Consider the following 14,248-nt stretch of genomic DNA (forward strand, 5'->3'; position numbering starts at 1 on the left):
GGCGCAAGCCGCTCAGGGGGCGGTCCACCCTCAGGCCCGGCCGATGATGCTGGCCGTGGCCATGAGTTCTTCGAGCAGCGCGAACGACACCTTGCCCGAGGCTGCATAGGGGTCGAACTCGGGCCGCTCGGAATACTTGAGCACGATGGAGTGGTTGAGCTTGGTCAGGTTGACCTGGCCCATGGTCCAGCCGCCAAAGCGGCGCTCGGTGATTTCCTCGAAGGCCAGCAATTCCACGTCCTTGTGGCGCGGGTCGCGCTGGATGTGGCCGTACAGGTCGCTGACGGCCGAGCGCCCGCCTTCGATGGCCTGCAGGAAGATGCCGCCGCCGTAGCACAGCACGCCCGTGATGCCACTGGCGGGGTTGTGCTGGCGCGACTGGGTGAGGATGGCCTCGATGGCCTCGGACGAGGTATCGACGGCGCGGCTGACGTAGAGAAGACGGACCAGCATGGGTCAGCTCCTTCGGGGAATGAGGGCCAGGAATTCGCGGCGCAGCGTGGGGTTGGTGAGGAACACCCCGCGCATCACCGAGTTGATCATCTTGCTGTCCATCTCGCGCACACCGCGCCAGGACATGCAGAAGTGGCTGGCCTCCATGACGATGGCCAGCCCGTCGGGCTGGGTCTTTTCCATGATGAGGTCGGCCAGCTGCACCACGGCCTCCTCCTGGATCTGGGGACGCCCCATGACCCAGTCCACGAGGCGCGCGTACTTGGACAGGCCGATCACGTTGGTGTGCTCGTTGGGCAGCACGCCAATCCAGATCTTGCCGATCACCGGGCAGAAGTGGTGGCTGCAGGCGCTGCGCACGGTGACGGGGCCGACGATCATCAGCTCGTTCAGGTGCTCGGCGTTGGGAAACTCGGTGATCGCCGGCGGCTGCACGTAGCGGCCCTTGAAGACCTCGTTGAGGTACATCTTGGCCACCCGGCGCGCCGTGGCCTGCGTGTTGTGGTCGCCCGCTGTGTCGATGACCATGCTGTCGAGGACGCCCTGCATCTTGGCCTCGACCTCGTCCAGCAGGCGCTCCAGCTCGCCGGGCTGGATGAACTCCGCGATGTTGTCGTTGGCATGGAAGCGCCGGCGCGCCGCGTTCAGCCGTTCGCGAATCTTGACGGAGACGGGCGTGCCCTCGTCGGGCGCAGCGCCGCTCAGGGGTGCTGGGGGTTCTGAAGACATGGCGGCATGGTACCAGCGAATGCCGATCCAGGCTTTATAAGCCTTTTATGCCTCTAGCGCTTATGGGGCAAGCGCTAGCAGCTATCTAAACAATAGCAATATTTTCCCACCGGCAGGGGCGCGGCATTCAGTAGCGGTTGCCCGTCACCCACAGGGCCGCGCGCATGATGCCGAAGGCGATGCGGTCCAGCGCGCGCTCGCGCCAGGGGCGTTCGGCGTAGCGCTGCGGGTCAAGCTGGCGGCCCTCGTGGGCCATGGCGTGGCGCAGCCGCTTGCGCAGGTCCTGGGCAAAGGGGGCGTCGCGCACGATCACATTGGCCTCGCGCGCCAGCAGCAGCGACAGCGGGTCCAGGTTGGACGAGCCCACCGTGGCCCAGGCGCGGCGGCTGTCCGCGTCGATCACCGCCACCTTGGCGTGCAGGAAGCTGGGCGCGTATTCATGAATCTCCACGCCCGCCGCCAGCAGCGTGCCGTACACCGGCCGCGCTGCGTGGTATTGCATGAAGTATTCGTACCGCCCCTGCAGCAGCAGCTGTACGCGCACGCCGCGCCGCGCCGCCAGCACCAGCGCGCGGCGCAGCTTGCCACCGGGCACGAAGTAGGCGTTGGCGATGATGACCTCATGCCGCGCGCGGGCAATGGCGCGCAGGTAGGCGCGCTCGATGCGTGCACGGTTGCGCACGTTGTCGCGCAGCACCAGCTCGGCGCGCATGCCCCGCGCACGGCTCTCGGCGCGCCGCGCCGCCAGGCGTGCGGCGCTGGCGGCGCGCAGGTCGGCCAGCGCCAGCGACAGGCGGCGCTGGCGTACGTCGCGCACCGCGCGCATGCGCCACCACAGTTGCTCCATGGTCTCGCTGGCCTGCTGCACCAGGCTGCCCTCGGCGCGCACGGCAAAGTCAAAGCGCGGCGCGGTGAGCGCGCCGTGGTTGGGGTCGTGGTAGTCGTCCAGCACGTTGATGCCGCCGCAGTACAGCACGCAGCCATCCACCACGCACAGCTTGCGGTGCAGCCGGCGCCAGCGCATCGGCAGCAGCAGGCCCAGCGGGCCGAGCGGCGAATACACCTGCACGTGCACGCCGGCCTGCACCATGCGGGTGCGCCAGGGCTCGGGCAGCCGCCCCGTGCCCACGCCGTCCAGCGCCAGGTGCACGCGCACGCCGCGCCGGGCTGCGCGCATCAGCGCCTCGGCCACGTCGGCGCCCGCGCCAGTGCAGTCAAAGATGTAGGTCTCGAACTGGATATCGGACAGCGCCGCATCCATCTCGGCGATCAGCGCCGGGAACAACTCCTGCGTGCCCTGCAGCAGCTGGATCTGGTGGTCTCGGCCGGTAGCGTGCGCGCGCGTGGGGGCGACCATGGAGTCAGAGCTTGAACTCTGCGATCAGCGGCAAATGGTCCGACATGCGCCACCAGATCCGCCCACGTGGCACCTGCAGCCCCAGCGGGGTGAGGCCCCGCACGTACACATGGTCCAGCTGCACCATGGGCAGGCGGGCGGGGTAGGTGAAGGCCTGGGGCGCATCGTCGTACTCGAAGAGCCCGAAGCCCGCAAGCATGCGCTTGATCTGCAGCCCCCAGTCGTTGAAGTCGCCCGCAACGACCAGCGGGGCATCCTCGGGCACCTCGCGCGCGATGAAGCGCTGCAGCTGCGCCACCTGGCGGATGCGGCTGCCGGGCACCAGGCCCAGGTGCACCACGATGGCATGCACCCGGCGGCCCTGTATCTCCACCTCCACATGCAGCAGGCCGCGCTGCTCGAAGCGATGGTCGGAGATGTCCTCGTGCTGGTGGCCGATCACCGGCCAGCGCGTGAGCAGCGCGTTGCCGTGCTCTCCGTGGCGCGTGAAGGCATTGGTGCGGTAGATGGCTTCGTAACCTTCGGGGGCCAGGTACTCGGCCTGCGGCACATGGGGCCAACGCTCGAAGTAGCTGGCCTCCTTGCGGTTCATCCTGCGCACCTCCTGCAGGCAGACGATGTCTGCATCGAGCTGCTCGACCGCCAGGCCCAGATTGTGGATCTCCAGCCGGCGCGCGGGGCCCAGCCCCTGCACACCCTTGTGGATGTTATAGGTCGCTACGCGCAGGATGCCGGAATGCTCGGCAGGCAGTTCGATCGGTGTTGCGGTCATCGTCCAACGAATCGTGGCAGCCAGAGTATGGCCTCGGCATTGGAAGGCGAGTAGCAGCGGTCCGCGGCTTCGCGCCAGCCCATCCAAGCATATGCCGTGTGTTCGCGCGGATTCAAGGCCACTGGCGTCTGCGCCGGCACGCACAGGCCGAAGACACGCTCGGTATTCAGGCAGACACCCGGCGCGTAGCGGTGCCGCCATTGCGGGTAGATGGTGTAGATGTTCTCCATGCCCCAGTCGCGCAGCGCGCAGCCCGCAGCGGCGGCCTGGATGCCGGTTTCCTCCGCCGCCTCGCGCGCGGCGGTGACGGCCCAGTCCTCGCCCGCAAAATCCTTGCTGCCGGTGACCGATTGCCAGAAATCTTCGGCCGAGTCGGCACGGCGCAGCAGCAGCACGTCCAGCGCAGGCGTGTGCACCACCACCAGCACGGATTCGGGAATTTTGTACATGGCGCCGTCCCTGTGCATGCGCGCTGCGCTAGCGGACCGGCACCGGCGGCGGCAAGGGCTTGGCTTGCAGCGCCCGCACCTGCTCCACCAGGGCGTTGTGCGTATCCAGGAAGGCAGCGGCAACCACCTTGGCTTCGTTGGTGTTGCTCCAACCTGCCCCGGATGCGCCCCCCAGCCGCCCGATCATGATGCCGCCGATGCCCAGATCGGTGGTGCGGGCCGCGCCCGTGGCGGCAGCCACCTGTTCGGTGGTTTCGTTGTCCGACAGCAGTAGCGCCGTCTGCGCCTCCTTGAACTTCACCTGCTCGGCCAGGCCGATCAGGCCGGCCAGGTCGCGCAGCACCGGAATCATGCCCATGATGCCCGCCAGGCCGCGCCCGGCATCGCTTTCGCTGAAGGTCAGGCTGGGAGTGAGCGTGTACTGCGCCTCATAGCCGCGCCCCTTGGCCACGGTCGAGTTGGGGCGCAGCACGCCGGATTCACGCAATTCGCTCTCCTGTACCGTACCACGCAGCCCCGCGCCACGATCCATCACGCGAAAGCAGCCGCTTTGTTGCACCATGAGCTTGATCAGCGGCACGGGCGAGGTGGGCAGGTTGTAACCACCCGTGGCATAGCCGTGGGGACTCTCGGCCAGCGCCACGGTGGCCACCGGGCTGTCGCAGCGCAGCAGCTCGCGCGCGGCGTTGCGCGGGCCCTGGGGCCCGGCCGAGCCAGTGACCACCGAACCGCCTTCGCCCAGCTCGGTTTTCTTCTCGCCGCAAGCCGATACCCCCAGCGCCACGCACAGCAGCAAACCGGTATGGGACAGCCGTCGGAACAGCATGCGCATGGTCTCCCTCCAAGAGCTTGTGGACACGTTATGGCAAACAAAAACGGCAGGCACGTGAACGCGCCTGCCGCTTAGGTGTCGGAGCCCGCGCGCCCCTCAGTGGGCTGCAGGCAGCGGGTTGCGCAGGCGGATGTGCAGTTCGCGCAGCTGCTTTTCGTCCACAGGCGAAGGGGCCTGGGTCAGCAGATCCTGGGCGCGCTGGGTCTTGGGGAAGGCGATCACGTCGCGGATGGACTCGGCTCCCGTCATCAGCGTGATCAGGCGGTCCAGGCCGAAGGCCAGGCCGCCGTGCGGAGGCGCGCCGTACTGCAACGCGTCCAGCAGGTAGCCGAACTTGGCGCGCTGGTCTTCCGGGCCGATATTGAGCGCCGCAAACACCTTGGCCTGCACATCAGCGCGGTGGATACGCACCGAGCCGCCGCCCAGCTCCCACCCGTTCAGCACCATGTCGTAGGCCTTCGCAATGCACTTGCCGGGGTCGGTGTCCATGAGGTTCTCATGGCCGTCCTTCGGCGACGTGAAGGGGTGGTGCACGGCCACCCAGCGGTCTTCTTCCTCGTCATGCTCGAACATGGGAAAGTCCACCACCCACAGCGGCGCCCAGCGGTTCTCGAACAGACCATTCTTCTTGCCGAATTCGCTGTGGCCGACCTTCAGGCGCAGTGCGCCGATGGCGTCGTTGACGATCTTTTCCTTGTCGGCGCCAAAGAACAGCAGGTCGCCGTCCTGCGCGCCCGTGCGCTGGAGCACTTCGGCCAGTGCGGCGTCATGGATGTTCTTGACGATGGGCGACTGCAGGCCGTCACGGCCCTTGGCCTTGTCGTTGACCTTGATGTAGGCCAGACCCTTGGCGCCATAGATCTTCACGAACTCGGTATAGCCGTCAATCTCACCGCGCGACAGGCCGCCCTCTTCACGGGCGCCACCGGGCACGCGCAGGGCCACCACACGGCCGCCCTTCATGTTGGCGGCGCCGGAGAAGACCTTGAAGTCCACGTCCTTCATGACGTCGGTCAGCTCGGTGAATTCGAGCTTCACGCGCAGGTCGGGCTTGTCGGAGCCGAAGCGGTGCGCTGCTTCCTGGTAGGTCATGGTGGGGAATTCACCCAGGTCCACGCCCAGTTGCTGCTGGAACACTTCCTTGATCATGCGCTGGAAGATGGCGCGGATCTCTTCCTCGTTCAGGAACGAGGTCTCGCAGTCGATCTGCGTGAACTCGGGCTGGCGGTCGGCGCGCAGATCCTCGTCGCGGAAGCACTTGGTGATCTGGTAGTAGCGGTCGTAGCCGGCCACCATCAGCATCTGCTTGTAGAGCTGGGGCGACTGCGGCAGAGCGAAGAACTGACCGTCGTGCACGCGGCTGGGCACGAGGTAGTCGCGCGCTCCCTCGGGCGTGCTCTTGCCCAGCACGGGCGTTTCGATGTCGATGAAGCCTTCCTTGTCCAGGAAGTTACGCACCTGGATGGCCGTCTTGTAGCGCAGCATCATGTTGCGCTGCATGTACGGGCGGCGCAGGTCCATCACGCGGTGCGTGAGGCGCGTGGTTTCCGACAGGTTGTCGTCGTCCATCTGGAAGGGCGGCGTCACGGACGGGTTCAGGACGTTGAGCTCCTGGCACAGCACCTCGATCTTGCCGCTCTTGAGGCTGTCGTTGGTCGTGCCTTCGGGGCGCGCGCGCACCAAACCCTTGACCTGCACGCAGAACTCGTTGCGGACGTCCTCGGCCACCTTGAACATCTCGGGACGATCAGGGTCGCAGACCACCTGCACATAGCCTTCGCGGTCGCGCAGGTCGATGAAGATCACGCCGCCATGGTCGCGGCGACGGTTCACCCAGCCCGACAGGGTGACGGTTTGGCCCAGGAGGGCTTCGGTCACAAGACCGCAGTAGTGGGAGCGCATGGCCATGGATCAGTCTTCCTGCGTCCTCGTGGGACGCGACGATGGTTGTTCTTTCCACCCACTCGGCGCACAGGCACGGGCGGGCGACGACGGTTTTCTTATGGAGCGGGTTCCGTGGCAACGGGGTCGGGTGGCGACACCACCCCCATCGACACAATGTACTTGAGGGCCGCATCGATGCTCATGTCCAGCTCGATGCAGTCGCTCCTGCGCATGAGCACGAAGTACCCGCCCGTGGGATTGGGCGTGGTGGGCACGTAGACGCTCACATACTCGTCACGCAGGTAAGCCGCCACCTCGCCGCTGGGCGCGCCGGTGATGAAGGCCACCGTCCACACCCCCTCGCGCGGCCACTGCACCAGCACGGCGGTGCGAAAGGCGTTGCCGCTTTCAGAGAACAGCGTGTCGGAAACCTGCTTGACACTGGAGTAGATCGAACGCACCACGGGAATGCGGCTGACCAGACGGTCGCCCCACTCCACCAGCTTGCGCCCCGCAAAGTTGCTCGCCAAGGCCCCCACCACCAGCAGGATGCTGAGCGTGAGCAGCACCCCGAAGCCCGGGATGTGAAAGCCCAGCAGTTTGTCCGGCTGCCAGGAGCCCGGCAGGATGGCGAGGGTCTGATCCAGGGTGCTCACGATCCAGCTCAACACCCATGCGGTGATGACGCCGGGCACGATGACCAGCAGACCCGTGAACAGCCACTTGCGCAAGGCAGCCATGCGAGTTATCCGAGGTTAGGAGTCAGAAGTGGCCGTAGCGCTTGCCGGAGCAGCGCTGGCAGCTTCTGTTTTAGGAGCGTCCGATGCCGCAGCAGGCGCACTGGCACGGCCGCTGAAATCGGTGGCATACCAGCCCGTGCCCTTGAGTTGAAAGCCCGCGGCCGTCAGCTGCTTGGAAAAAGCCGGCGCACCGCAGGACGGGCAGACGGTGAGCGGCGCGTCGGAGATTTTTTGCAGCACGTCCTTGGCATGGCCGCAGGAACCGCATCGATAGGCGTAAATAGGCATTACGAAGAAGTGCGAAGAATGTGCAAAACCTTCAATTATAGGCATGCACCCCAGGCCGCACCGCGCGCCCGTGCGTCACTCCACCCCCACCACCCGGTGGTGCGGCGCATGCGAATTGCGCACCACCTGCGGTGCAAGCGAACCGGCCACCATGCCGACCATGGCGGCCAGCAGGCCGGCGAGTTGCTGGGGGAACGCCTCATGCAGCGCGGGGGTGACCATGAACACCAGCCACACGCCAATGCCCAGCGCCACCGCGCACAGCGCGCCTTGCGTGTTGGCACGCTTCCAATACAGGCCGAATACCAGCGGCACGAACGCCCCCACCAGCGGCACTTGGTAGGCGCTGGACACCAGCTCGTAAATGGGCGTGCCTTCCATCTTGATGGAATAGGCCAGCACACCCACCGCGAACACCAGCACACTGATGCGCATGGCCAGCAGGTTCTCGCGGTCGCTGATCTTTTCAGGGCGGAACTGCCGCCAGATGTTCTCGGTGAAGGTGACGCTGGGCGCCAGCAGTGTGGCCGAGGCGCAGGACTTGATGGCCGACAGTAGCGCACCGAAGAACAGCACCTGCATGACGAGCGGCATCTTGTCCATCACCAGTGTGGGCAGCACCTTCTGCGGGTCATCCTTGAGCAGTTCGGCCGTCTCCTGCGGCATGATCAGCAGCGCGCTAGCCACGAGGAACATGGGCACGAAGGCGAAGAAGATGTAGGCCGTACCACCGATCACCGTGCCATGCGTGGCGGCACGCTCGGTATTGGCCGACATGACGCGCTGGAACACATCCTGCTGCGGGATGGAGCCCAGCATCATGGTGATGGCGGCACCGAAGAAGAAGATGATCTCGTGCCAGGTGGGTTCGGGCCAGAACTGGAACAGGTCGCGGCTGGTGGCCAGCTCGATCACCTTGCCCGCGCCCCCCGCCATGTCGCTGGCGAACCAGGCCAGCACCACCAAGCCGACCACCAGGATGATCATCTGGATGAAATCGGTCACCGCCACCGACCACATGCCACCCCACAGCGTGTAGACCAGGATGGACAGCACGCCGATGGCCATGCCCATGGGGATGCTCACCGCACCGCCGGACAGCAGGTTGAACACCAGCCCCAGCGCCGTGACCTGCGCCGACACCCAGCCCAGGTAGCTGAGCATGATGATGAGCGAGCAGATCACCTCCACTGCGCGGCCGTAGCGCTCGCGGTAGTAGTCGCTGATGGTCAGCAGCGTCATGCGGTAGAGCTTGGCCGCGAAGAACAATCCCACCAGAATCAAGCACATGCCGGCGCCGAACGGGTCTTCCACCACGGCCTTGAGCCCCCCTTCAATGAACTTGGCGGGCACGCCCAGCACGATCTCGGAGCCGAACCACGTGGCGAACGTGGTGGTGATGATCATGTACATGGGCAGGTGGCGTCCGGCAATCGCGAAATCAGCCGTGTTCTTCACCCGTTGGGCAGCCCACAAGCCAATGCCGATGGTGACAAACAGGTAGGCAATCACCATGAAGAGCAACACGCTGGTACTCCTGAGGAATGAGAGAGGGAAGGAAGTTAGAAGATGCGCACGCGCACGAAGAGCTGCATGACCAGCAGCCCCAGCACGAAGCCCAGGCCGCCATAGATGATGCTTTGCAGCAGCCGGTTGGTGCGCTTCTGGGTGGCCAGCAGTTCCTGCAGATCGCCCCGGTTGTCATGGGGCCGCTGGCGCAGGAAGTCGTGGAGCAGGCGTGGCAGGTCGGGCAGGATCTTGGCGTAGTGCGGCGCCTCGGCACGCAGCTCGCGCCACAGGCGTTGGGGACCCAGCTGATCGAGCATCCACTTCTCCAGGAAGGGCTTGGCCGTGCTCCACAGGTCCAGGTCGGGGTCCAACTGCCGGCCCAGCCCTTCGATGTTGAGCAAGGTTTTTTGCAGCAGCACCAGCTGTGGCTGGATCTCCACCTGGAAGCGCCGCGAGGTCTGGAACAGCCGCAGCAGCACCATGCCCAAAGAGATTTCCTTGAGCGGCCGGTCGAAATACGGCTCGCACACGGTGCGGATAGCGGCTTCCAGTTCGTTCACGCGGGTATGGGCGGGAACCCAACCGCTTTCGATGTGCAGTTCGGCCACGCGCTTGTAGTCGCGCCTGAAAAAAGCCGTGAAGTTCTGCGCAAGGTATTCCTTGTCGAACTCGGTCAGCGTCCCGACGATGCCAAAGTCCAGCGAGATGTAGCGGCCGAAGGTCTCGGGCGCCAGGCTCACCTGGATGTTGCCGGGATGCATGTCGGCATGAAAGAACCCGTCGCGGAACACCTGGGTGAAGAAGATGGTCACGCCGTCGCGGGCCAGCTTGGGAATGTCCACGCCCGCGCTGCGCAGGCGATCCACCTGGTTGATGGGCACGCCCTTCATGCGCTCCATCACCAACACTTCGGCATGGCAGAAATCCCAGAACACCTCCGGGATGAGCACCAGGTCCAGCCCCTGCATGTTGCGGCGCAGCTGCGCCGCGTTGGCCGCCTCGCGCACCAGGTCGAGTTCGTCGTGCAGGTAGTTGTCGAACTCGGCCACGACCTCGCGGGGCTTGAGGCGCTTGCCGTCGGCGGACAGGCTTTCCACCCACCCGGCCATCATGCGCATGAGCGCCAAATCCTTGTCGATCACCGGCAGCATGCCGGGGCGCAGCACCTTCACGGCGACTTCACGCGCGTGCCCTTGGCGGTCACGGATCACCGCGAAGTGCACCTGCGCGATGGACGCGCTGGCCACGGGCTGCCGGTCGAACGAGACGAACACCTCGCCGATCGGGCGGCGAAATGCGCGCTCGATGGTGGCGATCGCCACATCAGGGTCGAACGGCGGCACGCGATCCTGCAGCAGCGCCAGCTCGTCCGCAATGTCCGGCGGCATGAGGTCGCGGCGCGTGGACAGGACCTGCCCGAACTTCACGAAAATCGGACCCAGGCTCTCCAAGGCCTCGCGCAGCCGCTGGCCGCGCGGCGCGTCCAGCTTGCGGCCGAAGGTGATGACCCGCGTGACGGCGCGCAGCCACGGCTGCCGGAAGGTCGACAGCACCAGTTCGTCGAGTCCATAGCGCAGCACCACCCAGACGATAGTGATGCCGCGGGCAAAGCGGCTCATGGCGGGGAGCGATCCGGCAACTCGCCCGCTGCGGGCGCGGGCGCCTGGCCGCCGGGCACGCGTGCGCCCACGAAGCTGCGCAACGCCTGCACGGCGCGTCCCACGACGGATGCCACAGCGCGGGCCGGGGCATCGCCGATCACGCGCGCCATGTCTTCCTCGACATCCCAGCGCACATGGTCCACCAGCCAATTGATCTCGGCCGCGAACTGCACGTCGCCTTCGATGCGGATGGTGGGCTTGTCGCCGCGCAGCGCACTGCCGGCCAGCGACAGCGGGGAGGTCTCGGACACTTCCAGCCGGAGGTCGGCCACGGCCTCTGCGGGCGCGAGATCGAACAGCCCGGCGGGCGTCACCTGCAGCGCCATCGAGAAGATGCGCCACTGCACGCGCGCGACGCGGCCGCGCTGGCGTGCCAGACGGTCCATGGCTTCCCGCTCCTGCATCAGCACATGGTTGAGGAACAGCACCGTTCGGTGCTGCATCTCATGCACCAGCCACGCGGGCGGCAGGGGGCCAGACATGACGCGTTCGAAGAGCCCGTCCAGGAAAGAAAAAGGGGACCGTGTTGCCATAGTCCCCGATTATTCCCCGAACTGGGCGCAGCGCAGCAGGCTTTTTCGCCGTGCGCCGCCCGGTTCCAGCGGCGCCATGCTTACTGCAGCGCCTGCACGCCCGCGACCAGCCAGCCGCTGGCGCCGTTCTTGGGCTTGGTCATGTTCCAGACCTCGCGGAACGGGCTCGGGCCGGCCGAAGGCTCCTCGCGGATCATTCCGGAGAACTCCACGCTGGCCATGTAGCCATCGCCCAGGTCCTCGATGCCCAGCAGCTGCGCCTCCAGCATGACCACGTCGGTGTGGTTGGGCTCGGCGCCGCCGCGGTGCGATTCGCGCTCGTTGAGCTGCGTGCGGACCTCGTCAACCATGCTGTCGGTCATCATGGAGCGCAGCGTGGCGACGTCCGAGCGGTCCCAGGCGGCCTGCAGCGTAGTGAAGTTGCGCTTGGCGGCCGACAGGAAGCCTTCGGTGTCGAAGCCGGCCGGCACGCCCCAGTTCTGCGAACCCGACAGCGCCGAGCCGATGATCCCGCCGGTAGCGGCAGCGGCCGGCGCCTGGAAGGCCATGCCGCCGCGCTCCCACGGGCGGGCGGACGCGTCGTTACCCACCTTGTCCGGGCTGTACTGGCGCGGCATGCGCGCATCTGCAGCGGGCGCGGAACCCGCGCCCTGGAAGGCGAAGGGCGATGCGTTCACCGGCGCACCTGCGGATTTGCGCGCACGCATGACCATGCCGACCACCACCATGACCACCAGTGCCAGCAGGGCGATCAGCAGGAACTGGCCGAACTCTGCGCCCAGGCCCAGCGAGCTGGCCAGCCAGGCCAGGCCCAGGCCCGCGGCCAGGCCGCCCAGCATGGCGCCCCAGGGCTTCCTGGGGGCAGCTGCGGCGGTATTGGGCGCCGCGGCGGGCTTGGCCGCAGCGGTACTCGTCGTCGCATTCTGCGTGGGTGCAGCAGGAGCGGCGGGGGGCGTCGCAGCGTCGCGCTGGGTCACGTTGCTGGACTGCTTGCCGATGGATTTGCCGCCCCCGAGACGGCGCGCATCCGCATCCAGATGCACGACCGCCAACATGGCGACCAAGACCACTGACCACAGTTTCATCATGGCTTCTCCGAAATATCGATAGTTTTCAATGAACTCTTTCAGCACTTGATTCCAACATGCAAGGCGACGATGCCGCCAGTCATGTTGTGATAGTCCACATGCCCAAAGCCACTTTGCTGCATGAGGGATTTGAGCTCTTCCTGGCCCGGGTGCATGCGGATGGACTCGGCCAGGTACCGGTAGCTCGAATCGTCGCCCGCCACCAGCTTGCCCAGCCGCGGCAACACCTGGAACGAATACCAGTCATAGGCCTTTTCCAGCGGCTTGGCCACGCGGGAAAACTCCAGCACCAGCAGCCGGCCGCGCGGCTTGAGCACGCGGCACATCTCGCGCAGCGCAGCGTCCTTGTGCGTCATGTTGCGCAGGCCGAAGGCCACGCTCACCAGGTCGAAGTGGTTGTCAGGAAACGGCAGGTGCTCGGCATCGCACACCGTCGTGGGCAGCACCACGCCTTCGTTGATCAGCCGGTCGCGTCCCACGCGCAGCATGGCCTCATTGATGTCGGTATGCACGACGCGGCCCGTGGCGCCCACTTTCTTGGAAAAGGCCAGCGACAGGTCGCCCGTGCCGCCCGCGATGTCCAGCACCTGGTCGCCCTCGCGCAGGTTGGCCACCATGACGGTGTAGGCCTTCCAGGCGCGGTGCAACCCGGCCGACATCAGGTCGTTCATCAGGTCGTACTTGGGCGCGACAGAATCGAACACGCCGCGCACGTGGCGCGCCTTGTCCTCTTCCTGAACCGACTGGAATCCGAAATGCGTGGTACTCATACCACGATGCTAAGCGCCCACTGACCATGCGTACAGCGGCAACCCCGCATGCGCCTAGGTCATCTGTCGCTATTTAGGCTAAAGCGTGGCGCGGCGCGGCCACGCGGGCGGGCCGTGCTGCGCCTCAATGCCCGCCGCAGCCGTGGCCGCCGGCCTTGGGCGCCATGGGTGCATCACGGTCCACGCCGGCGGCGGCCAGCCGCTCGGCATAGTCTGCCCACAGCGCCTGCTCGTCGCGGCCCAGTTCGTACAGGTAGTCCCACGAGAAGATGCCGCTGTCGTGCCCGTCGGAGAAGGTGGGCTGCACGGCGTAGTTGCCTACCGGCTCCAGCCGCGTCAACGTGACGTCGCGTTTTCCGGTCTGCAGCACCTGCTGGCCCGGCCCATGACCCTGCACTTCGGCCGAGGGGGAATACACGCGCATCAGCTCGAATGGGATGCGAAAGTGTGCGCCGTCGGAAAACGTCACCTCCAGCACGCGCGACTGCTCGTGCACCGTGATGGATTGGGGCATGGGCGCGCCCGCCGTCAGACCTGCCATGGATTTCACCTGCGCAATGAAAAGGAATGAACACCGGCGGCGGAGACCGCGCACCGCCGCCCTGCCGCTATTGTCCGCCGCCGGAGCCAAGGCGGCGCGATGCGAGCCAAATCAGCCCCCAGCGCCCAAGGGGAAAGCGCTGGCAGCTATCAATTGATGAGCATCACTGCTCACCCAGGTCCGGCCCAGCGCTCCAGGCGCTCGCGCATCAGCGCGTGCAGTGCGGGCAAGCGCTCGGCCACCAGCGTCTCGCGCGCGGTGTCGCACTCGCGCTGGGGGTGCGCCCAGACGGGTGCGGGGAAGTGGCTGTCCCACTCGTAGCGCGCGATCACGTGCCAGTGCAGGTGCGGCACCACGTTGCCCAGGCTGGCCAGGTTGATCTTGGCCGGCGCCAGTTGCTCGCGCAGCGCCTGCTCTACCAGCGTCACGGCCTCCATGCAGTGTTGGCGGTCGGCGGGGGAGAGGTCCGAGAACTCCGCCACATGGTCCGCCCAGATCACGCGGTAGAAGGCTGGAAAGCCGGCCTCCTGCGCATGGATCACGCGCAGCTTGGCGCCGCGCCAGACCAACGCACCCGCGTCGGAGTCACACAGGGGGCAGGCGCCAGCGCCACCCGTGGAAGGCGCGGACATGCCGGGCATC

16 protein-coding genes are annotated in these 14,248 nt (G+C 66.4%); all 16 read right to left on the reverse strand.

Annotated features, from left to right (window positions below):
* Positions 1 to 30: 30 nt before the first annotated feature.
* Positions 31 to 453, reverse strand: a complete 423-nt coding sequence (locus MRB47_RS16235; protein WP_011804324.1) for a BLUF domain-containing protein — start codon at positions 451 to 453, stop codon at positions 31 to 33.
* Positions 454 to 456: 3 nt separating this feature from the next.
* Positions 457 to 1,182, reverse strand: coding sequence for a GTP cyclohydrolase I (gene folE / locus MRB47_RS16240; protein WP_011804323.1), 726 nt, complete (start codon positions 1,180 to 1,182; stop codon positions 457 to 459).
* Positions 1,183 to 1,309: 127 nt separating this feature from the next.
* A complete protein-coding gene (gene clsB, locus MRB47_RS16245; RefSeq protein WP_252101207.1) occupies positions 1,310 to 2,539 on the reverse strand; it encodes a cardiolipin synthase ClsB in 1,230 nt (409 codons plus the stop codon).
* Between the two features lie 4 nt (positions 2,540 to 2,543).
* Positions 2,544 to 3,311, reverse strand: coding sequence for an endonuclease/exonuclease/phosphatase family protein (locus MRB47_RS16250; protein WP_011804321.1), 768 nt, complete (start codon positions 3,309 to 3,311; stop codon positions 2,544 to 2,546).
* Positions 3,308 to 3,760 (reverse strand): dihydroneopterin triphosphate diphosphatase, encoded by a 453-nt coding sequence (gene nudB, locus MRB47_RS16255; protein WP_103737776.1) that lies wholly within the window; start codon positions 3,758 to 3,760, stop codon positions 3,308 to 3,310. The genes MRB47_RS16250 and nudB overlap by 4 nt, the downstream gene beginning before the upstream one ends.
* 28 nt (positions 3,761 to 3,788) lie before the next feature.
* Positions 3,789 to 4,592, reverse strand: a complete 804-nt coding sequence (locus MRB47_RS16260) for a CsgG/HfaB family protein (RefSeq protein ID WP_252101208.1) — start codon at positions 4,590 to 4,592, stop codon at positions 3,789 to 3,791.
* A 96-nt stretch (positions 4,593 to 4,688) separates the two neighbouring features.
* Positions 4,689 to 6,500, reverse strand: a complete 1,812-nt coding sequence (aspS, locus tag MRB47_RS16265; RefSeq protein WP_135148778.1) for an aspartate--tRNA ligase — start codon at positions 6,498 to 6,500, stop codon at positions 4,689 to 4,691.
* A 92-nt stretch (positions 6,501 to 6,592) separates the two neighbouring features.
* Positions 6,593 to 7,216, reverse strand: coding sequence for a DUF502 domain-containing protein (locus MRB47_RS16270; protein ID WP_011804317.1), 624 nt, complete (start codon positions 7,214 to 7,216; stop codon positions 6,593 to 6,595).
* A 15-nt stretch (positions 7,217 to 7,231) separates the two neighbouring features.
* Positions 7,232 to 7,504, reverse strand: a complete 273-nt coding sequence (locus tag MRB47_RS16275) for an FmdB family zinc ribbon protein (protein ID WP_012655780.1) — start codon at positions 7,502 to 7,504, stop codon at positions 7,232 to 7,234.
* A 75-nt stretch (positions 7,505 to 7,579) separates the two neighbouring features.
* A complete protein-coding gene (locus MRB47_RS16280) occupies positions 7,580 to 9,031 on the reverse strand; it encodes a sodium:solute symporter family protein (RefSeq protein ID WP_012655779.1) in 1,452 nt (483 codons plus the stop codon).
* A gap of 35 nt (positions 9,032 to 9,066) precedes the next feature.
* Entirely contained in the window at positions 9,067 to 10,632 is a 1,566-nt protein-coding gene (ubiB, locus tag MRB47_RS16285) for a ubiquinone biosynthesis regulatory protein kinase UbiB (RefSeq protein WP_088887519.1), read from the reverse strand.
* Complete coding sequence (locus tag MRB47_RS16290; protein WP_252101209.1) at positions 10,629 to 11,207, reverse strand: hypothetical protein; 579 nt, start codon at positions 11,205 to 11,207, stop codon at positions 10,629 to 10,631. Before MRB47_RS16290 ends, ubiB begins: the two co-directional genes overlap by 4 nt.
* A gap of 80 nt (positions 11,208 to 11,287) precedes the next feature.
* The gene (locus MRB47_RS16295; protein WP_252101210.1) at positions 11,288 to 12,295 is read right to left on the reverse strand and encodes a Tim44 domain-containing protein; all 1,008 of its coding nucleotides are present in this window, start codon (positions 12,293 to 12,295) and stop codon (positions 11,288 to 11,290) included.
* A 38-nt stretch (positions 12,296 to 12,333) separates the two neighbouring features.
* Positions 12,334 to 13,065 carry a bifunctional demethylmenaquinone methyltransferase/2-methoxy-6-polyprenyl-1,4-benzoquinol methylase UbiE gene (ubiE, locus tag MRB47_RS16300; protein ID WP_012655775.1) on the reverse strand — a complete coding sequence of 244 codons (732 nt, stop codon included), beginning with the start codon at positions 13,063 to 13,065 and terminating at the stop codon, positions 12,334 to 12,336.
* 124 nt (positions 13,066 to 13,189) lie between these two features.
* Complete coding sequence (locus MRB47_RS16305; protein WP_012655774.1) at positions 13,190 to 13,606, reverse strand: gamma-butyrobetaine hydroxylase-like domain-containing protein; 417 nt, start codon at positions 13,604 to 13,606, stop codon at positions 13,190 to 13,192.
* 170 nt (positions 13,607 to 13,776) lie between these two features.
* Positions 13,777 to 14,238 carry an HIT family protein gene (locus tag MRB47_RS16310; protein WP_047350042.1) on the reverse strand — a complete coding sequence of 154 codons (462 nt, stop codon included), beginning with the start codon at positions 14,236 to 14,238 and terminating at the stop codon, positions 13,777 to 13,779.
* Between the last annotated feature and the right edge of the window lie 10 nt (positions 14,239 to 14,248).

The sequence above is a fragment of the Diaphorobacter sp. LI3 genome, from assembly GCF_022807955.1.
Taxonomy (GTDB): domain Bacteria; phylum Pseudomonadota; class Gammaproteobacteria; order Burkholderiales; family Burkholderiaceae_C; genus Diaphorobacter; species Diaphorobacter nitroreducens.